This window comes from Streptomyces sp. SDr-06 (assembly GCF_003324565.1).
In the GTDB taxonomy this organism is placed as follows: domain Bacteria; phylum Actinomycetota; class Actinomycetes; order Streptomycetales; family Streptomycetaceae; genus Streptomyces.
Genome location: NZ_QOLA01000032.1, coordinates 45,191 through 63,387, shown reverse-complemented (window position 1 = coordinate 63,387; position 18,197 = coordinate 45,191). Strand labels below are relative to the sequence as shown.

The window sequence follows — 18,197 nt, the reverse complement described above, 5'->3', positions numbered from 1 at the left end:
CCGGGTTCATCGCCACCAGCACATTCGGCGCATCGCCCGGCGTCAGGATGTCGTGGTCCGCGAAATGCAGCTGGAAACTCGACACACCCGGCAGTGTTCCGGCAGGCGCCCGGATCTCGGCCGGGAAATTCGGCAGCGTCGACAAGTCGTTTCCGAACGACGCCGTCTCCGAGGTGAACCGGTCACCGGTGAGCTGCATGCCATCACCCGAATCACCCGCGAAACGGATGATGACACGGTCGAGACGCCGGACTTCCTTCTCCCCGGTGAGGGTGGATCGCCCCGCGGCCCTCATGTCCCTACCGTCCGGGCGGACACGAAGACGGCCGGGTCCCAGATCTCAGCACGCCAGCCGTCGTGCAGCCGTACCACGTGGTGGCGCGAGGTCGCCTGGGCGGCGGAATAGGCCAGGGGCTGTGCACCCGGAAGGTCTCTCGGCGCCGAAGTGAGCACGGCGAGGCGGACGGCGCCGGTCTCGGTGTACTCCGGGCCGTCGGTACCGACGATCAGCAGCTCGCCGATGCGGGCCAGCTGAACGTCGTACCGCCCTTCGGGACGCGCGTGGTCGGCCACCGCTGTGTCGAGCAGCGTCTCGTAGAGGGCGACGGTGTCGTCGAAGGCGGCCCGGCTCACCGCCTTGCGCAGCAGCAGCCGCGCCGTGCGGTCCGCCGTGGCCGGCACTGGCGGGCGGGCCTTCTCGTCGGCCTGGGGACGGTGCTCGACCAGTTCGGCGATCGAGCCATCCGGGTAGCGCACCCTGGCCCGGCTGCCCGGCAGGATCGTCTCGGGGGGTTCGAGTACCTCGGTGCCGGTCGTCCGGAGCCGGTCCAGCTCCGCCGTGAGGGACGGCACGATGACCGAATAGGCGGTCTCCCGCTGGATGGAGGTGAAGGGCCGGGCGCTGGCGATCAGCAGCATCGTGTCGACCGCGGCCAGCTCCAGACCGCCGAAGTCGGGGATGGGCATGCGCAAGTCGCCTGTCACACCGGTGAGTTGCTCGTAGCCGCGGATGTTGTCGTCGAGCCGGGCGACGTCGATGAGCGAGCGGGCGAGGAGCCGGGGGCGGGTGAGGCTGGAGGAGTCGGGGGTGGTGCGGAACCAGCGGGCGGGCAGGGGGGTGGCAATGGATCGGGTGGACATCGGTTAGGCCTCCTTGGCTCGGTGCGTGGCGGCGCCCCACCATCGGTGCGCGGTCAGACCCCAGGCCGTCAGCTCGTCGTCGACGAGGCGGCGCAGGGAGGCGGAGTCGCCGAAGTGGTCGGGCATGCCGGTGGCGGTGACCGTCATGCGGTCGCCGCCCTGTACAAGGCACAGCGACGCACGGAGCCGGGCCTTGTCCGGCAGCACTCCGGGTACGTTCATGGTGCGCAGGGCGACGCTCGCGGCTCGCCTGCCCGCGAACTCGGCCACGGCGTCGGGGATTTGGCCGAAGTTCGAGGCCACCACGTCGGTCTGCTGGGCTCCGGGATTCTTCAGGCGGTGAGCCAGGCCACCGGGAAGCAGGTGCCACAGGGCTTCGGGTACGAGGGTGGCGCTGTGCTCACCGGAGCTGCGGAGGAGTCGCTTCGTGGCCTGCCGGGTCGGCCTGAGGTCGGTGTGCGAGGCCGGTCCGCCCGGCACGGTGAGGGGCAGCACGACGAGGGCGTTGGCCCGTGCGTCGTGGTCGGAGCGGCGCAGCGTCATGGGGATGCCGACGTCGACCGGGATGTCGGCGCCGCCGCGTACCGCGGTGCGGACGAGGTTGGCGGCGATCTCGACGAAGAGGCTGTTGACGGTGCCGCCGCACGCCTCAGCCCTGTCCTGCCACTGGGCGGCGTCGACCTCGGCGATCGCCGAGCTGAAGAAGCGCGGCGCGGCAGGCGTGGTGTCGGCGGCCGTCGGGGCCTCCAGGGCGGCGACAAGCCGGTCTCGTTCGGCCCCGCCGGCCAGGGTGCGGGGGAGCCAGCGGGCTGTGGCGAGCGCGGCCTCGGCGATCTGCCCGGCCAGGTCGGCGGCGTCGGCTGCCGGGCCGGGGGCGGTCCAGTCGGCCGGGTCCTGGCCGGAGCCGATGGCTGCGAAGATCCCGAGCCCGTCGCAGCGGAAGTGCGGCACGGTCAGCGAGACGAGGCTGCCCCCGTCGTACGGGGCGGCCGCGAGCCGCCACAGCGAGCCGGACCCGGCGGGCAGCGGGGTGCTGACCTGGGCGTCGATCCAGTCCACCATCGTGTGGTCGGTGAGGAGGCTCTCGGTGACGGCCAGCGCTTCGTCGTTGTGGGAGTTGATCCAGCTGCGCCGGGCGCCGGGGAGTGCGGAGGCGACGGCCCTGCGGCTGAGCCGTCCCTGATTGAGGCGGTTCCATTCGGCCTGGAGGGCGGGGACCGGCACGGGTTCGCGGAACTGCCACAGGACCTGGACGATCCGGGTCGAGCCCAGGGCGTCGGCCGCCCGATGCAGCATTTCGTCGGTGGAGTTGAGTCGCTCGGCGGCCATCAGGACACCGCCTCGGCGAGCCGTGCGGCGGCGAACTCGCCTACCGCGGGCGCGAGTTTGAAGCCGCCGCCGTTCCATCCGGTGGCGGTGACGAGCCCGTCCGGGCCGGACGGCACGGTCACCTCGCCCTGTCCTGTGGGGGCCATCGCGTCGTAGGCGGTGGTGCCGCCGCGGCCGGGGGCCCGGGCCAGGTGCGGGTAGCGATGGCGGACCACGTCCCGGACGCGCTGCTGTTCGCGGGCCGTGACGCCGGGGTGGACGGTGGCCGGCACATCCGTCTCCTGGGAGGTCACGCCGGCCAGTACGAGCGAGCCCACGCCCCAGGGGCGCAGCCATGCGCCGGTGGTGCGGTCGACGACGGTGGGCAGCCCGGCCAGGTCGATCCGGTCGCTCGGCTCGAACAGGCAGTAGCCGACGGACCGGGTGCGCAGCGGCAGGTCCACGCCCACCGTGGCGGCGAGCGGGGTGCTGCCGACGCCCGCGGCGAGCAGGACGGCGGGCGCGTGGACCGGCCCGGCGGTCGTGGCCACTCCGCTCACACGGGTGCCCTGGGTGAGCAGGCGGGTGGCCCGGGCCCGCTTGAGGCGGAGTTCGGGTCCCGCGTCGCGCAGTACGGCGGTGGCCACGGCGCGCACCGGGAGCCAGCCGGCCTCCGGTTCGTACACGCCCGCCAGGTCGTCGGGGACGGTGAGGCCGGGGAAGCGGGTGCTGATCTCCTGCGCGCTGAGGACGTCCGCCTTGTGTCCGGCCGCCCGCAGTTCCGTCACCGCGCCGACAGCGCCGGGCAGGGCGTTCCCCGCGACCAGGGTGAGGCTGCCCTGGGCGCGGACCCGGGGCCAGGTGCCGTAGTGGCCCTGGCGGAGGTATGTCTCCAGGCCCGCGGCCGCCCAGGACCGGTGGTGTCCGGTCGGGTCGAAGGCGCGGACGAGCCCGCCGGAGGCGCCCGTGGCACCTCCGGCGATCCCGGTCTCGTCGATGACGACGACGGTGAGACCTCGCGCGGTGAGCCGTTCGGCCGTGACCAGCCCGATGATCCCGCCGCCGACGACGGCGACGTCCGCGATGGTGGCGGTGTGACTCACTGGGAGGTCCCGGCGGTCAGCAGTTCCTCGCGGTCGAAGGTGGCGTACCGCAGGAGCGAGTCGGTGATGTCCGTGGCGCGGACCGACAGCATGGCCAGTGCCCCGGCGTCGCCCATGCCGTGGCTGGCCTCGCACAGCCCGTTGAGATAGACCCGCGGCGGCCGCGGGCTGTCCGCCTGGGTCTTGAGCTCGATCGAGTAGTCCCGCGCGACGACCGGCACGCCGTCCTCGTCCAGCGGCAGCCGGTGCGCGATGCCCTCCAGCAAGGGGTGATAGGGCTCGTCGCCGGGTTCGCTGCCGAAGTCCTTGAAGCCGGTGGCCAGGACGATCACATCGGCGTCGAGGGTCTCTTCGGTGAGGTGGTTGATGTCACGGAGCACCATCCGGTGGCCCGCTCCCAGCGGCTTGCTGATGAGGGCCTCGGAAAACGGCTTCATGACGAGCCGGTCGGAGCCGGTGAGTTCGTACTCACGCTGCGCTCCGGCAAGCCGGTCGATCACGTCCTGGTCGCAGGCCGCGTAGTTGATCGACCGCAATTCGCCGCGCAGGCGCCGCTTCCTGGCGCTGGGCAGGGGGTGGAAGTAGTCGACGAATTCGGGCAGGAACACTTGGCGGCTGTAAGGGCTGGTGTCCTTGAGGCGGAAGCCGATGCTGCGGTGGATGGCGGTTACCTGTTGGACGTTGGGGCGGGACAGCAGGTCGAGGATGATCTCGATGGCGCTCTGGCTCGCGCCGACCACGGCGACCCGTATCGCCCGGTCCTTGAGGCGTTCGATGGAGGACAGGTACTTCGTGGAGTGGAAGACGCTCTGTCCCATGCTCTTCTGGAAGGCGTAGGGGATCCGCGGGGAGCGGCCGGTTCCCACGGACACGTTCTGGGCGAGATAGTGGCTGCCGTCGTCGGTCTCGACGCGGAAGAGTTCACCGCCGTCGTCGGCCTCGACGAGGGAGAGCCCCGTCGCGGAGCGGCCGTAGTCGACCTGGTCGCGGAAGGCGGAGGCGACCCAGGCGAGGTAGCCGGAGTATTCGCGGCGCAGCGGGAACTTGGCGTTGAGGTGCAGATAGTCGGTCAACGAGCCGCGCGCGGCGAGGTACTTGACGAAGGTGTGGGGGCTTGCCGGGTTCCGCGGCATGGCGAGGTCACGGAACGGGTTGTTCTGGATGTCGGCGCCCGCCAGGAGCTGTTCCTCCTGCCATTGGAAGGCGTGGGAACGCTCGATGAAGTGGGCGAGGCCGGTGCGGCCGCGCTCTTCGAGCGCGACCGCCAGGGAGAGGTTGGCGGGTCCGAAACCCACTCCCAGCACCGGATAGATCTTCTGGGTTGTCACGGTTCACGCATCCTCGACTTGTCGTGCATGCAGGAACGTCGTTCGGGATCGGTGCACCAGGGACGTCAGACGCTCAGCAGCACCGTCTCGGTTATCGCGTTGGTGTCGTCGACGTGGACGACGCGGGACTTGTGGTCGGCGACCTCGTCCGTGTCGAGCTGGGCGTAGCTGATGACGATGACCTTGTCTCCGGGGGCCACCAGGCGCGCCGCGGCGCCGTTGACGACGACCTGGCTACGTCCGGGCTCGCCGAGGATCGTGTACGTCTCGAAGCGGGCACCGTTGTTGATGTTGACGACGTGCACCAGCTCGTGGACGCCGATGCCGGCGGCGTCGAGCAGCTCCGGGGAGATGGTGATGGAGCCGACGTAGTTCAAGTTGCTGTCGGTGATGGTGGCGCGGTGGATCTTCGAGTTCATGAAGGTGCGCAGCATGGTGGAGCTCCTTGTCGGACTTGTCGGAGGAGAGGCGTGGGGTGGAGGGAGGGTGGGGGCGCCGGGGGGAGTCAGCGCTTGTGGTGCCCGCTGGACACCCGGGCCGGGCCGGCCGTCTCGGGGGCCGCGGGCACGGTGAGCCCGCGGAAGTGGCTGCTCGGTGGCGTGGTGAGGTCCGCGAGCAGGGGGGCCTTGCCCACGGTGGACGCGGCGCCGAAGGCGGTGGAGATGTGTTCGGCCAGGTCGGGGGCGACCGGCCAGCCGAGGGTGCGCAGCGCCCACAGGAACTGGAGCGCACCGCGGGCCTCTCCCTCGTCGTCGGTGTCGAGGTGCTCGCATCGCAGGGCGAGCACCTCCAGGTGCAGGGCGAGTGCTTCGGCGGCCTTGCGGACGCTGAAGTTCTCCAGCCGGTAGGCGTCCTCGAACCGCTGCCTGGACGCCTGGAGCGCGGACGTCCACCACGCGGAGGGGGCGCCTTCCGCGTTCCGGCCCGCCAGCGGGGCGAGGCCGTCGACGATGGTGCGCAACGGGGCGTCGTAGCGTGCCTCGATGGTGCGGGCGGCGATGGGCTCGCTGAACTCCGCCTGCTGCAGCTCGGGGCTGGTGAGGGCGAGTACGAAGCGTGCCCGGTCGCGGCCGACGTCCTCCAGGTAGTCCTTGGCCCAGCGCACGTCACCCTTGCTGGTGGAGAACTTGCGGCCTTCGAGCATGTAGTACTGGTTGGTGAGGGTGCGGGTCCTGGGCAGCGTCACCGGCATGCCGTGGCGGGCCGCGAGCAGCGACAGCGTCACGTAGATGAAGGCGTTGTAGAAGCCGTTGTCGATGCCGATGAACTGGACGAGTTCGTCGCAGTCCGCCCGGGAGTCCAGGCGCGCCTGCTGGAGCCAGTACACATGGCCGACGTAGATCTCCGGCCAGGCGTTGATGGCCTGCGGCTGGATGTCGGGTCCGTCCCAGTCCACCGTGATGCCCCAGGCCGTGGGGTAGGTGATGGGGATGTACGGGAGGCGGCCGGCCAGCGTGTCGGTGACGACCTTGGCGAGATCCGGACGCAGGTGGACGTCGGTGGTGCGGTACCAGTTGGTGATCAGCGAGCGGTGCCGTTCGAGGTCGAGGACCCAGATCGACACGGGTTTGCGCGGCAGGGCGGAGGCCGTGTCGGTGACCGGGAGCAGCGCGCCCGGCAGGTTGTAGAGGCCGCAGGCCTCGCACACTCCGGCGCGGGCGTGGGCGAGGCAGGTGGGGCAGCGCCCGGTGACGAAGGCTTCGGCCTTGTACTCGCCGGTCTCCGCGTCGTACGGCAGCTCGACCTCGCGCAGGTCGAACGCGTCGTGCAACCACAGCTGGGTGAAGAACTCGCGGACGAAGTCGGTGTAGTGGGCGTCCGGCCGCTCGAAGAGGTCGACGTCCACACCGGCCAGTTCCAGGGACTTGGTGACGCTGTCCAGGGCGTGCTGGATGAGTTCCTCGGGGGTGGTGCCGAGGCGTTCGGCGGTGGTGACGACGTAGGTCTGGTTGTCGTCGGTGCTGGTGGCGAAGGCGACGTCGTGGCCGAGGATCTTCTGGGACCGTGCGCAGATGTCACTGTTGAGCACGGGGCCGGCCAGGTGCCCCAGGTGCAGGTCCCCGTTGGGGGTGGGTGGCGAGAAGGTGACGTTGATGCGCCGCCGGGCGGACGCGGCAGCGCCGGGGAGGTCGTTCATCAGGGGTCTCTTCCCTACGCGGTGGGCTGGAGCCAGTAGATGCTGACGAACTTCAGCGGTTCGGCGTCGCTGGTGTTGGTGACGATGTGGTCGGTGCCGTTCGGGATGTAGATGACGTCGCCGGGCGTGATGGTGCGCTGCTCGGTGCCGACGCGCACCTGGCCCTCACCGCTGATGAAGATGAACGTCTCGTCGGTGGCGTGGCCGTGCGGAGTGCTGGACTCGGTGGGCCGGATCGAGCAGAGCGTGCTGTTCCACGGCGGTACGACGACGCCGTCCCACGGGTAGAGCTCGCGGATGTCGCAGCCGTTCTTGCGGATCTGCGCGTCGGCGGCGGTCTTCACATGCATGAGGAGGCCCTTTCGTCAGGAGGTGGCGCAGCGCCTGTTGTCGGACTAGCTCAGGGCGAACAGGCGCTGGATGGTGTCGGGGTGGAAGGATTCGGCGGGGACGCCGAAGGCGCCCTGGAAGGTGGCGAGGCGGGAGCCCGCCAGGACCGGGTCCTGGGGCCAGGCTTTGGCGTACGCCTTGCGGCGGGCGGCGCCCTCGGGGCTGAAGGTCATGTTCATGGTCGTGCGCACGGCGCCGGATATGCGCAGGCGGCGCATCCGCTCCTCCCGCTCCTCGGCGTACTCCTTGAGGGCGTGCGGGGACCAGGTGCCGTGCGAGCGCAGGGCATCGCGCACCAGGCGGGCGTCGCGCAGCGCGATGGACAGGCCCTGGCCCACGACCGGGTCGGTCCATCCGGCCGCGTCGCCGATGAGGACGGCGCCGGGCACCACGGGGCCGTCCGTCCAGGCGTCGTTCATCGGGTAGAAGGCGCAGGACTCCGACGGGGTGGCCGCGGCGAACATCTCGCTTCCCGGTATGCACTGGAACTGGAAGGCCTTGAGGAAGTCGGCCTGCCGGGTGGGGCCCGAGAAGCGGCCCTTCTGCGCCACGTCGTGCAGGAGGTAGAGGCGGGCCTTGGCGCCGACGCGCGGGAAGACGAAGTAGAGGAGGTCCTTCTCGGTGCCGATCGAGGTGACGTCGACGGGCCAGTCATGCAGGTCCTCCACCAGCATGCCGCCGCCGAGCGAGTTGGGCGGGGTCTGGGTGAGGTTGATGCCGAGCTGGCGCCGCACCGTCGACGTGCGCCCGTCGGCGCCGACGACGATCCGGCAGGGCACGTCGTACTCGATGTCGTTGTACTCGTAGCGCACGCTGGGGGTGGCGCCCCCGGTGACGGTGACGTCGCCGATGCCGCGCACGACCGTGGCTCCGGCGTCGGCGGCGGCGGTGGCGAGGGCCTCGCAGGCTTCGGGGTGGCCCACGTCGAGCACGCCGCGTATGCCGGGGAGCATCTCGTCGAGCGGGATGGCGTTGGCCTGGGCGACGTCCGGGTCGACGATCTCGTCGTAGCCGATGAAGCGGTCCACATAGCTGCCGCCGGCCTTGAGGACGGCCTCCTCCAGGCCGAGTTCGAGCAGTTCGACCACTCCCCAGCAGTTGATGACCTCGCCGCGCACCTTGTCCCGGTAGACGGTCTGCCGCTCCAGCAGCAGCACCTGGTAGCCGTCGCCCGCCAGTGCCGCCGCCAGGGCGGATCCGGCGATGCCGCCGCCGATCACCACCGCGTCCATTCGCTCAGCTTTCGCCATCGAACCCTCCACAGGAGTCTTTTCAAGGCGTGACGATGTAGGCCGCCCGGAAAGGGGGCAGCCGGAAATCCGTGCAGGTCAACCACACATGTCTGGCGCAGGGCGAGAGCACGGCAAGGCGCTGCGGGGTGGTTTCCAACGGGCGCCCGGGCAGTGTCCCGGACGTACTCAAGGAGAACGCGCGAGCTCCCACGGGCCCCGGAAGCCGGTGTTCAGCAGGGGAGATCCGCCGACGGCAGGCGGCTCCCCGGGTTCCTCAGGCGGAGACCGCGGCCGGCCTCCGCGGGAAGGACCCGGGAACACGACGACGTTCCGTCGCGGCGCGCGCCGGAGCCCTGACAGTCCATTCCGTCTCCACCACGGTCGCCCCTCGTAGGTGTGTCGGTTACGGGTTCCACGATCCTTGCCGGGGCCGGGGGCAGCAATGTCGACTCGCGAAAATCGTCAACAGGACTCGCACTGGGGTACGAGCCCCGTTTGTCCGCACGGATTCAGCCTCCCGCCTCCGACGGGCCGCCGATGCCGTACTGCACTACGGTCCAGATCTGCCGGAGCTGTTCGACGGCACTCAGCTCCTGGTCGGGGCCCGCCTCTTGCTGGTCCGCGCGAGCCCGGCACTCCGTCCCGAGCATGAGGTAGAGCGAGAGGGAGGCAAGCGAGGCCGGGCGTACCGCCGAGTGCAACTGGCCTTCTCGGTACGCCTGCTCGAACAGGTCCTGCACCGTACCGAGCCAGGCCTCCGACCACTCCAGGTCGTGGTCGGGGCGCTCCCGGCTGAGCCGGGCGGCCGAGCGCACCGCGGGTTCCGCCTCAAGGAGGCGCGCCAGCTTCAGGGTCAGATCGATCGCCCGGTGAAGGGCGGGACCCTGGTCCTGCGGCAGCGCGTCCAGGGCCTGGCGGGTGATGAGCCGGCCCTGCGTCTGCACGGCGTCGGCGAGTTCGCCCTTCGCCGCGAAGTGGAACGTCAGGGCACCCATGGTGATGCCGGCCGCTCTGCAGACCCGGTTCAAGGACGTGCCGTCATAGCCGCAGCGGTCGAACTCCGAAGCGGCGGCGTCCACCAGGGCCTGCCGGGTGCGCACTGCGCGTTCCTGTCTCACCATGCGTGTCTCCGCGTTGCGCTCGTTTGGTGATCGGCAAGGCACGCCTCTGCCGCACGGGCGGACGGTTGCCGACCGTCTCTGCCGCGATGCCGGTGCATGCGCTCCTCGGGCCGCGGCCACAGTCACGCGTGCACTGCCGGTACCGGCCCGCACCGGCGCTCCCCCTCCGGCGAGCCGCAGCACGGGTGGGCCGGGCTTGTCGGCCCGGCCGCCCAGTAGACGTGCCGGACAGTGTGGCTGCGCAGGTCAGCGGCATCAAGTCGCGTGCTTGTGGGTTGGCTGGTTCACGCGGAGTCGATCGTGCGACGCCATACGGACTCCTCCGCCGACAGGTTGGCTGATTCACTGCGATAAAAAAATAGCAAGCGCTATTATTCTTCCAACGTCCGCGAGCACTCCGCGAGCCGCAGCCAGGAGCCCTCTCATGACCAACGTCGCGTTCGGCCAAGCCCACTCGTCCGTACTGGAGACGGGGCGACGCGTCACGGCGTATGCCGATCAGCTCTTCACGCACTTACCGCGAGCAGACCAGCGCCGATGGGCCGCCGCTTATCTGCTGGGACTGCTGGCCGTCTCGGGCCGCAAGTCCGTGCGCAGCCTGGCGGCCGCCGTCACCGACTCCCCGACCGCGTCCCAGTCGCTGCACCGCTTCATCAACTCCAGCCCGTGGCCCTGGCAACCAGTCCGGGGCGAGCTGACCCGGTGGGTCGAGGCCCGCCTGCGCCCCAAGGCATGGACGGTCGGCACCGCCGTCGTCCCCAAGCGGGGCAACCAGTCCTGCGGTGTGCACCGCCGCTTCGTCCCGGCATTGGGCCGGACCATCAACTGCCAGGTCGGGATCGGCCTGTTCCTCGCCGCCGGACACCGGCAGATCCCCGTCGACTGGCGGCTGCATCTGCCCGGCGAGTGGGCGGACGAGCGGCTGCGCCGCCGGGCCCACGTTCCCGAACCGGTGCGCCCGCTGCCGGTGTGGGCCCATGTCCTCGACCTAGCCGACACCTTGGCCGCGCACAGTTCGACCCGCCTGCCTCTGGTGGCGAACCTCGGCGACTACAAGGAGTCCGACCGGCTTCTCCAAGGGCTGCGGCGGCGCGGGCACGATTTCGTCATGTCCGTGCCCGGCACGCTGCCGGTGCTGCCGGCGGCCCCGCTGCCCGGCCGGGACAGCGCCGCCTCACCCGCGGTGGTGAGCGCGCAGCGCTTCCTGGACGCGAGCGGCGAGGTGCCACGCGCCGTGGTGATGAGCACGCACAGCGGCTCGACCCGGCTGAAGCGGATCGCGACCGGCCTGGTGCGGCTGCCCGGTGCGGCCCAACCACCCCGTTTCTACCGGCTGTTCGCTGAGTATCCGCGCGCGGGCCAGGGCGCTCCTGTCATCCGGCTCACCAACCTCGTGCACCGTCCGATGGACGACCTCATGGAACTCGCCGAGGTACAGGCCGGGACCCCGCGAGTGCTGCGTCACCTGGAGGGCAATTTCGGGTTGCAGGACTTCGAGGGCAGGTCCTACCCCGGCTGGCACCGTCATGTGACGCTGATGTCGGCAGCGTGCGCCTACAGCAGACTCGGCCAGGCCGAGGCCGAGGGCCGTATGGAGACGAGCTCACCCGACGGGCTCCCCCTGGGTGCTCTCGGCACGGCGGACCTGCTCGTCTGAATCCCGCCAAGACCCCGTGGTGCGAACGTCTTCCCTCCAGGCGTCAGCACCGGGGCCGCCCGTATCAGACGGCGCTCCAGCCGCCGTCCACCGGTACCGCGCCGCCCGTGACGAAGGAGGCGTGGTCGCTGCAGAGCCAGACCGCCGCGCGAGCGACCTCGACCGGATCGGCCAACCGCGTCTGGACCGCCCGCCGCGTCATCGCCTCCTTCAGCTCCGGGTTCCTCGCGATGTGGGGCTCCACCAGGTCGGTGCGGGTGGAGCCCACCATCAGGGCGTTGACGCGGATGTCCGCGGCGCCGTACTCGGCCGCGGCCGCCCGCGTGAAACCGAGGACCGCGTGTTTGGCCGCGACATAGGGGGCCACGGCGCCGGTGGCGCACTGGGCGGCGACGCTGGCGGTGTTGACGATCGCGCCGCCGCGGCTCTGGCGCAGCATCACGGGAAGCTGGGCACGCAGGCAGTTCCAGACGCCCCGGACGTTCACGTCCATCACCAAGTCGTATACGGACTCGTCCAGTTGATGCAGCGGCGGGCCCAGCGAACCCCACCCCGCGTTGTTGAACGCGAGATCCAGTCCGCCGAACTCCGCCACGGCGATTTCGACCGCCCGCGCCACGTCCTGGGGGTCACGCACGTCTCCCGGTACGGCCACGGCCGTACCGTGCGCCGCTCGTATCTCGGCGGCCAGCTCGTCCAGCAGGGCCGCGCGTCGCGCCATCAGCACCACGGCCGCACCCTCGGCGGCGAACAGCCGGGCGGCCTCGGCCCCGATCCCGGCCGAGGCACCGGTGATCATCGCAGCCTTGCCCCGCAACATCCCTGAAATATCTGGCATGGCCCGATTGAATGTCATCCCCGGGCGCGGGCGCAGCCGGTTGCGCAGAAGCGAAAGCGACGGCGTTCCGCCCCGCGCTCCACCGGGACGGGACGACAACTGCCGCCGCGCTCATCACACTTGACGCGCTGTCAGATACTGGCCGCGACCTTGGACGCGTACTCTTCCGTCGCGACGAGCGGCACCAGAAAGCGCCACATCTGCCGGATGCGCTCCGGCAGGTCCCGGCGGCCGCTGTCGAGTTGCGCGTTCATCTGCGCACCGGTGGCGGCGTTCACCACCAGCCGGGCCAGCGCCTCCACGTCGACGTCCTGCTTCAGCTCGCCTCCCCTGGAGGCTTCGTACAGGTACGGAAGCAGCACCTCCACCCACTGCTGGTGAGAGTTGCCCTTCTCCCGGTCGACGAAATACTCCTGGTCCATCACCAGACGGGCACCCGCCAGCAGCATGGGGTCGCCCAGAAGTTGGGTCGCCCACGCGATGGTGGTGGCCACGGCGCCCCGGAGGCCGTGCGCCGCGGTCGGCAGCGCGAGCCGGGCAGGCTGGGCCTCGACGATCTCGCGGGCCAGCTGTTCCTTCGACTCGAAGTGGAAATACAGCGCGCCCAGGGTCAGGTTGGCCCGTCGCGCGATCTTGTTCACGCTCGCAGCCGCGAACCCCATCTCGGCGAAGACCTCGGCGCCGGCCCGGACGATGGCAGCGCGCGTCCGCGCACTGCGCTCCTGCTTCGGTTCACGTTGCACCATGCACCAGCCCTCGCCAAACCCTCGACAAAAAAAATAGTTATCCCTATGTTACTGCGCAGGGACTGCTCGAACCCATGCGTATGCAACAGCCGTTCAACTCTTGCTCGCACCGTTCTTGGGGGAACCCGCATGACTGTCAGGTCTGGCTCGATCATGTCCATCAAGAACACGCAACCCGTTCCGATGGCCCTGACCCGCAAGACGATCGCCAGCCAAGTCCTCCTCGCCGGCTGGAGACCCCAGCGTGACGGCGTCTCGCACACCGTCATCGCGAACTGGCCTCACCGCCACGGCTACTACACGTCCCACCACGACCTCTATCACCCGTTGCTTTTGGCGGAAACGATCCGCCAGGCCCTTGCCCTGCTGTCCCACACCGCCTACGGGATCCCGCTCGACCACCGCCTGGGGTGGGAGTCGTTCGACACGTCTCTGGTCCCGGCCGCCCTGCACACTCACGCCCATCCGTCCGCCGTGCACCTGATGATCACTCATACCGAGGTGTCCCGCCGTCGACTCGGCTCCGCGCGGCTCGCGGCCCAGGTCATGGCCACCCGCGACGGGGAACCGCTCGGCATCGCCCGCGTCCGCTACACCGCCCACCCGCCGTCCATCTACAACCGGCTGCGGGGCGACCACGCCGATGCCCTGGCCGCCACCGCACGAGCCCTCCCCCTCGGCCCCGCGCTCGACGCGTCCGTACGAGGCGAACAGACGTCGCTGGACAACGCCGTCCTGACCCCGCTGGGCGAACCCCACCGCTGGCAGTTACGGGTCAATGTCGCCAACCGCACCTTCTTCGACCACCCTCACGACCACATACCGGGCCTCGTCTTCCTGGAAGCCGCGGCCCAGGCCGCCCATGTACTGTCCGGCGCGCGTCGCACCCTTGCGACCAACTTCGACGCGAGATTCGCCCACTATGTCGAACTGGACTCCCCCTGCTGGCTGGAGGCCACGCCGCCGCAACGCCGGACTCCCGGGGTCGTCAGCACCCGGCTCACCGGGCGACAGAACGACAGCGAGGTCTTCTCGATCGGCGTCGTCGCGTCCGAACACACCTGACGCAGCGGGCCACGGTGCTGGAGCGGGCCTCGTCGGCGCCGGCTTCCAGTGCCTCGCTGAAGCGGGTTGCGTGGAGGCCCACGCCCTCCGAGAAAGCCACCGGCCGCCCACCCGGGCGGTCGGTGCTTCGGCCGCACGGATGGCATCCCGGGCACGGGCGTGCGCGTCCTGGAGGCCATCGAGGGGCGGTCCTCTCCGGTGAGGACGTACCACGCGAGAGCCACGCGCCCGGTGAACCCGGCGATGGAGGCGACCTGCGCTGTGCAGCCCGCGGGTGACGCGCAGCCCGTACGTCGGTTTGCAGACCGCCCCCGGACACCCCTCGCCCGCCGGCAATACTTGGTCTACGCCCCGGCGCGCGCAGGCTGCGCGTGCGTACGCGGGAGGTCTCCCGGACACCGCCGACGAAGCTTCATGCGCCATCCGCCGGTTGCAGCAGGCCGGAAGGCCGGACGGCGGTAGTGTGGCCCGACATTGCGGTTCGAGGCGGGCGGTGGCGGGTGGAATGGCGTGAGTACGCCGAGCGGATGGCTCGGCTGGCGCGGGATCTGCTGGCGCAGGACTCGGTCCAGGCGACGCTGGACGAGATCGCGGCATCGGCGGTCAACCTGATCGAGGGCTGTGACGCCGCCGGGATCCTCGCGGTGCGCAAGGGCCGCGCCGTCACCCTGGCCGCCTGCGGTGACATGGTCCAGGAGTCCGACCGCCTCCAAGGGGAGCTGGGCGAGGGACCGTGCTTCGACCTTGCCCGTCGTAAAAACGGCGAGCGCGTGTACCGGATCGAGGACCTGACCCGGCCCCAGCCCACCTGGGAGCGCTTCGCGGACCAGGCCCGCAAGCTCGGCATCGGCAGCATGACCGGCGTGCTGCTCTACACCGACCACGAGGACTTCGGCGCACTCAATCTGTACGCCCGCTCCCCCGGCGCCTTCAGCAAGGACATAGAGACCGCCGGTTGGCTGCTGGCCTCCCACGCCGCCGTCGCCCTGGCCGACGCCCGCACCATCGACCAGCTCGAACACGCCCTCGAGACCCGCCATGCCATCGGCGAAGCCATGGGCATCCTCATGGAGCGCCACCACCTGAACGAACAGGATGCCTTCGACGTGCTGCGCCGCATCTCCCAGCACCACAACATCAAACTGCGCGACGTCGCCCAGCGGGTCACGACCGAACGCCCCGACCGCGCCTGATCACCCGGCCACCGACGCGCCTCGCGCGCTTCCACCCGACACAGCCGGGTGCCACCTGTGAGGCGGGGCGAGCGGCCGACGAGGGATACCTGCTCGCCGAGTGGAGTGCCTCACCGTCCTGCCATGGCGGCACAGCAGGCGGCCGCGGTCGCTAGGGTGTCCCGATGATTCTTCACCCGGGGAGGGTGCGCCTCGCGGCGTATGCGGGGGCCGCCGTACTGATGCTTTCGACGTCGGCCTGCGGCACGCGCACGGCCGGCTCACCGCCCGGAGTGGGCGGTCCGGGAGCCGAGAAGCTGGGTTTCGAGCGCTACGCCGACCGTGTGCAGTGGCCCGGATCCAAGGACGAGGACTACGTCGCGCCGGGCGAGGGACTGCAACTCCTGGCCCGGCAGGGGAATTGCGTACGGGGCATCGGCACGTACGCCAACGGCTACGGGTACGTGCCGGTCAACTGGTCCGGCAACGCGGACTGCACCCGGCTCACCCTGCATCCCGACCCCGCTGATTCGCCCAAGGACGAGTCCGGCGTGCCGAATTCGATGCGGCACGGAGCTCCCGGCGGCGGAGTACCGGCCCAGGCGGTGGTCGACTGGGGTGACGGGTCGCAGTTCTTCATATCCAGCGTGGTCCGAATCCGCGAACGTGACGGACTGGTACGGCAGTTGGCCGATCTCAAGCTGCCCTGGGCCCTCAAGGAGTCGGACACCTCGGACCGCGGGACGGTCAGCTCGGCGGTTCGCAGCGGGAGCCGGCTTCTCATCGGAGGCAGCGAGACCGTCTCGGGCGCCACCGGGCCCTTCCTGTACGCCTCCGACGACCGCGGTGCGACCGTGCACCGGGTGACACTGCCGACGGAGACAGTCAGCGGGAGCCGGACACCGGTCGGCCCGATGGCGGCCGATGGCCGGGAAGTGATCGCTCTCGGCAGCTACTCCTCGAACGCCTTCACCAACGAGGCCACCGGCACGCTCGTGGTCTGGCGCTCCAGCGACAGCGGAGCGCAGTGGACCAGGGCGATCGTGAAGGGACTGCCGACGGGCACGCGAATGCGGGGCGCGTTCCGGGTGGCCGGACGCTGGTTCGCCGTGGGGGACATCTCGGGGGCTCCCACGAAGCCCGATGTGCCCGTGCTCCTCACCAGTACCGACGGTGCCACCTGGACGAAGGCCGACACCACAGCCATGGGTGCCGGCGGCGTCGTCGCGGCGACCGTCGACGCCCAGGGACACCCGATCATGGTGGGCAGCCTGCGGGTGCCGGGGAAGTCCCCGCAGACTCAGGCGCAGTACTGCGGCGCGGTCTGGATCGGCGACGGAACCCCGACAGGATGGCAGCGCGGCGAACTCGGCTGTCACCCCCAGCCGCCCGCCGCCGTGACGACCCTGGCGAACGGAACGGTGGTCATCGCCGGTAACAGCGACTTGTGGCTGCGGCACTGACTCCTTTGAGCGAGCCGGAGGCCCGGGTCAACGGCCGACCCGTAACTGTTCTTTCTCAGCACGAGATGGGCCGGCCGGGATCGCACCCCAGGCCCCCTCGGGGGGGACACTGCCCTCGGTTCACCCTGCGGCCGGTACGTCGTGCTGCGCACCCCTTCGGTGCGGGCGGGTCATGCTCGTCCGGTGGCCCGGACGAAACCGTGAGACTTCAACGGGCACGCGGCACGCATCTCCCCAGCCTCCCCCTACGCGAGGCGCCGCGCGTCCGCGCGAGCCGCGATGCCGACAGACCCGCTCAGCGGGTCACGGTCTCCTCGATCCGTTCACCAGCGGCATTCCAGCGCTTTCGTCCCATCTTCCGGCCGTCCTTGTCGAACACGACCAGCTCCGACAGCTGGCCGTTGTCGTACCAGCGCCGCCAACCACCCACTGCAGCACCCATATTGGTGACGCCCTCCACACGTTGTGCGCCATTCGGCCACCACTGCTGCTGCAGGCCGTGCTCGACACCTTCGAAGTAGTTGGAGAGCAGCGCCACCCGGCCGTCGTCTGTGCGTTCCTCGAGTTCGCCGGTGAACAGTGCGCCTTCTTCACGGCAGACGCGTCCGTACTCGTCCATACAGGTCCGGTTGCCCTCGATGCGCTGCACCGGCGCCGGCTCGGCGTTCTGCACCGGCTTCTCCCCCAGGGTGGCCTCGTGAGCCTCGGCGTCTGGTCCGCTCGCGGGCGAGCGCTGCTCGCGGACGGCGAGCCGGCGCTCGAACTCCGCATGCCAGCGCGCCGAGTTGCTCCCGTCCAGCTGCCCGGCGAAGGCCGCGCAGGCGGCATCGACCAGATCAAGAGGTACATCCGGGTAGGACACATAGACCGCCCACAGAGCTTCCTCCGTTTCGCAGTCGAGCCCGACACAGGTCGCGACGCCCTTTCCGGTCAGCGCCTCGGCCAACACGCCGACAAAGGTCCGCTTCAGCTGGTCGTCGGTCGGCTGACCAGGACGCTTGGACATGGATCCACCCTCCTCGCGGCGAACGAAACATCCACCCCTGGTGACGCACGACCCGGCCGGTCAGTTCCTGGCCTGAGACGCCAGGGGAGCCCGCTTCGGCGAATGCCCGCTGGCCGACGACCTGGGCGTGCACGCGGACCTCGCCGCGCACCACCCCGAGTCCCTCGATCTGCTGCCCACACGGCACACCGCATTCTTCGGCGGCGGCGACGGGCATGCCGGACAGGTCTTCACCCCCGCACGCGGAAGGACGGATCGCGCTCCGGCTGCGCCTGGATGCTCTGGCCCGCTGGAACCCACTCGTCGAACCCATCTGCCGCAGCTGCGCGACGCCATCCGCAGACACCAGATCACCCCGCCGCTCCTAGCCGCCGTTCGTCCCGCGAAGACTCCGGCGCACCCCTGGCCAACTGCCGTGTGCCTTTGTTAGGTTCGCCGGAACTGACCTTCGGCCACTCCCCCTTCGGGCCGTAGCGGTCATCTCTCTGATC

General features: G+C 70.3%; 16 protein-coding genes and 1 pseudogene. 4 read left to right on the top strand and 13 right to left on the bottom strand.

Annotated elements, in window-relative coordinates:
* The 10 genes and pseudogenes from DT019_RS36115 to DT019_RS36070 all read right to left on the bottom strand — a co-directional run.
* Positions 1-295 (bottom strand): annotated as a pseudogene (locus DT019_RS36115) (2-oxoglutarate ferredoxin oxidoreductase subunit alpha); the annotation flags it as partial.
* Positions 292-1,140, bottom strand: a complete 849-nt coding sequence (locus DT019_RS36110) for a lactoylglutathione lyase (RefSeq protein WP_114041224.1) — start codon at positions 1,138-1,140, stop codon at positions 292-294. The pseudogene DT019_RS36115 and the gene DT019_RS36110, both read right to left, overlap by 4 nt.
* Positions 1,141-1,143: 3 nt before the next feature.
* On the bottom strand, positions 1,144-2,469 hold the full coding sequence (locus DT019_RS36105) for a hypothetical protein (RefSeq protein ID WP_114041223.1): 1,326 nt from the start codon (positions 2,467-2,469) through the stop codon (positions 1,144-1,146).
* Complete coding sequence (locus tag DT019_RS36100; protein ID WP_114041222.1) at positions 2,469-3,551, bottom strand: NAD(P)/FAD-dependent oxidoreductase; 1,083 nt, start codon at positions 3,549-3,551, stop codon at positions 2,469-2,471. The genes DT019_RS36105 and DT019_RS36100 overlap by 1 nt, the downstream gene beginning before the upstream one ends.
* Positions 3,548-4,879 carry a SidA/IucD/PvdA family monooxygenase gene (locus DT019_RS36095; RefSeq protein WP_114041221.1) on the bottom strand — a complete coding sequence of 444 codons (1,332 nt, stop codon included), beginning with the start codon at positions 4,877-4,879 and terminating at the stop codon, positions 3,548-3,550. The genes DT019_RS36100 and DT019_RS36095 overlap by 4 nt, the downstream gene beginning before the upstream one ends.
* Positions 4,880-4,944: 65 nt before the next feature.
* Positions 4,945-5,313: an aspartate 1-decarboxylase gene (gene panD / locus DT019_RS36090; RefSeq protein ID WP_114041220.1), complete on the bottom strand. Its 369-nt coding sequence runs from the start codon at positions 5,311-5,313 to the stop codon at positions 4,945-4,947.
* Positions 5,314-5,384: 71 nt separating this feature from the next.
* On the bottom strand, positions 5,385-7,016 hold the full coding sequence (locus tag DT019_RS36085) for a class I tRNA ligase family protein (protein WP_114041219.1): 1,632 nt from the start codon (positions 7,014-7,016) through the stop codon (positions 5,385-5,387).
* A 14-nt stretch (positions 7,017-7,030) separates the two neighbouring features.
* The gene (locus tag DT019_RS36080; RefSeq protein WP_114041218.1) at positions 7,031-7,366 is read right to left on the bottom strand and encodes a cupin domain-containing protein; all 336 of its coding nucleotides are present in this window, start codon (positions 7,364-7,366) and stop codon (positions 7,031-7,033) included.
* 45 nt (positions 7,367-7,411) lie between these two features.
* Positions 7,412-8,656 (bottom strand): FAD-dependent monooxygenase, encoded by a 1,245-nt coding sequence (locus DT019_RS36075; protein ID WP_114041217.1) that lies wholly within the window; start codon positions 8,654-8,656, stop codon positions 7,412-7,414.
* 491 nt (positions 8,657-9,147) lie between these two features.
* Positions 9,148-9,759: a TetR/AcrR family transcriptional regulator gene (locus DT019_RS36070; RefSeq protein WP_114041216.1), complete on the bottom strand. Its 612-nt coding sequence runs from the start codon at positions 9,757-9,759 to the stop codon at positions 9,148-9,150.
* A gap of 424 nt (positions 9,760-10,183) precedes the next feature.
* On the opposite strand from DT019_RS36070, the gene DT019_RS36065 reads away from it, so the two are divergent.
* On the top strand, positions 10,184-11,416 hold the full coding sequence (locus DT019_RS36065) for a transposase (RefSeq protein WP_223279938.1): 1,233 nt from the start codon (positions 10,184-10,186) through the stop codon (positions 11,414-11,416).
* A 64-nt stretch (positions 11,417-11,480) separates the two neighbouring features.
* Here the strand turns inward: DT019_RS36065 and DT019_RS36060 are convergent, their stop codons facing one another.
* Together DT019_RS36060 and DT019_RS36055 are read right to left on the bottom strand one after the other, a co-directional pair.
* On the bottom strand, positions 11,481-12,254 hold the full coding sequence (locus tag DT019_RS36060; protein WP_411292768.1) for an SDR family NAD(P)-dependent oxidoreductase: 774 nt from the start codon (positions 12,252-12,254) through the stop codon (positions 11,481-11,483).
* A gap of 131 nt (positions 12,255-12,385) precedes the next feature.
* Complete coding sequence (locus DT019_RS36055; protein ID WP_114041214.1) at positions 12,386-13,000, bottom strand: ScbR family autoregulator-binding transcription factor; 615 nt, start codon at positions 12,998-13,000, stop codon at positions 12,386-12,388.
* Positions 13,001-13,129: 129 nt separating this feature from the next.
* Between DT019_RS36055 and DT019_RS36050 the strand changes: the two genes are divergently transcribed.
* The 3 genes from DT019_RS36050 (at position 13,130) to DT019_RS36040 (ending at position 16,700) form a co-directional block, all read left to right on the top strand.
* Positions 13,130-14,065 (top strand): ScbA/BarX family gamma-butyrolactone biosynthesis protein, encoded by a 936-nt coding sequence (locus DT019_RS36050; protein ID WP_114041213.1) that lies wholly within the window; start codon positions 13,130-13,132, stop codon positions 14,063-14,065.
* A 500-nt stretch (positions 14,066-14,565) separates the two neighbouring features.
* A complete protein-coding gene (locus DT019_RS36045; protein WP_223279937.1) occupies positions 14,566-15,258 on the top strand; it encodes a GAF and ANTAR domain-containing protein in 693 nt (230 codons plus the stop codon).
* Positions 15,259-15,422: 164 nt separating this feature from the next.
* Positions 15,423-16,700, top strand: coding sequence for a hypothetical protein (locus DT019_RS36040; RefSeq protein WP_147267395.1), 1,278 nt, complete (start codon positions 15,423-15,425; stop codon positions 16,698-16,700).
* A gap of 295 nt (positions 16,701-16,995) precedes the next feature.
* On the opposite strand, the gene DT019_RS39965 is transcribed toward DT019_RS36040, so the two are convergent.
* Entirely contained in the window at positions 16,996-17,706 is a 711-nt protein-coding gene (locus tag DT019_RS39965; RefSeq protein WP_189390244.1) for a toxin-antitoxin system YwqK family antitoxin, read from the bottom strand.
* Positions 17,707-18,197 lie beyond the last annotated feature (491 nt).

Bases quoted from the DNA above. Each gene is read 5' to 3' on its own strand.
- DT019_RS36055 (WP_114041214.1), bottom strand. From the start codon at position 13,000: ATGGTGCAACGTGAACCGAAGCAGGAGCGCAGTGCGCGGACGCGCGCT.
- DT019_RS36110 (WP_114041224.1), bottom strand. From the start codon at position 1,140: ATGTCCACCCGATCCATTGCCACCCCCCTGCCCGCCCGCTGGTTCCGC.
- DT019_RS36075 (WP_114041217.1), bottom strand. From the start codon at position 8,656: ATGGCGAAAGCTGAGCGAATGGACGCGGTGGTGATCGGCGGCGGCATC.
- DT019_RS36060 (WP_411292768.1), bottom strand. From the start codon at position 12,254: ATGCCAGATATTTCAGGGATGTTGCGGGGCAAGGCTGCGATGATCACC.
- DT019_RS36080 (WP_114041218.1), bottom strand. From the start codon at position 7,366: ATGCATGTGAAGACCGCCGCCGACGCGCAGATCCGCAAGAACGGCTGC.
- panD (WP_114041220.1), bottom strand. From the start codon at position 5,313: ATGCTGCGCACCTTCATGAACTCGAAGATCCACCGCGCCACCATCACC.
- DT019_RS36065 (WP_223279938.1), top strand. From the start codon at position 10,184: ATGACCAACGTCGCGTTCGGCCAAGCCCACTCGTCCGTACTGGAGACG.
- DT019_RS36070 (WP_114041216.1), bottom strand. From the start codon at position 9,759: ATGGTGAGACAGGAACGCGCAGTGCGCACCCGGCAGGCCCTGGTGGAC.
- DT019_RS39965 (WP_189390244.1), bottom strand. From the start codon at position 17,706: ATGTCCAAGCGTCCTGGTCAGCCGACCGACGACCAGCTGAAGCGGACC.
- DT019_RS36040 (WP_147267395.1), top strand. From the start codon at position 15,423: ATGATTCTTCACCCGGGGAGGGTGCGCCTCGCGGCGTATGCGGGGGCC.
- DT019_RS36050 (WP_114041213.1), top strand. From the start codon at position 13,130: ATGACTGTCAGGTCTGGCTCGATCATGTCCATCAAGAACACGCAACCC.
- DT019_RS36085 (WP_114041219.1), bottom strand. From the start codon at position 7,016: ATGAACGACCTCCCCGGCGCTGCCGCGTCCGCCCGGCGGCGCATCAAC.
- DT019_RS36105 (WP_114041223.1), bottom strand. From the start codon at position 2,469: ATGGCCGCCGAGCGACTCAACTCCACCGACGAAATGCTGCATCGGGCG.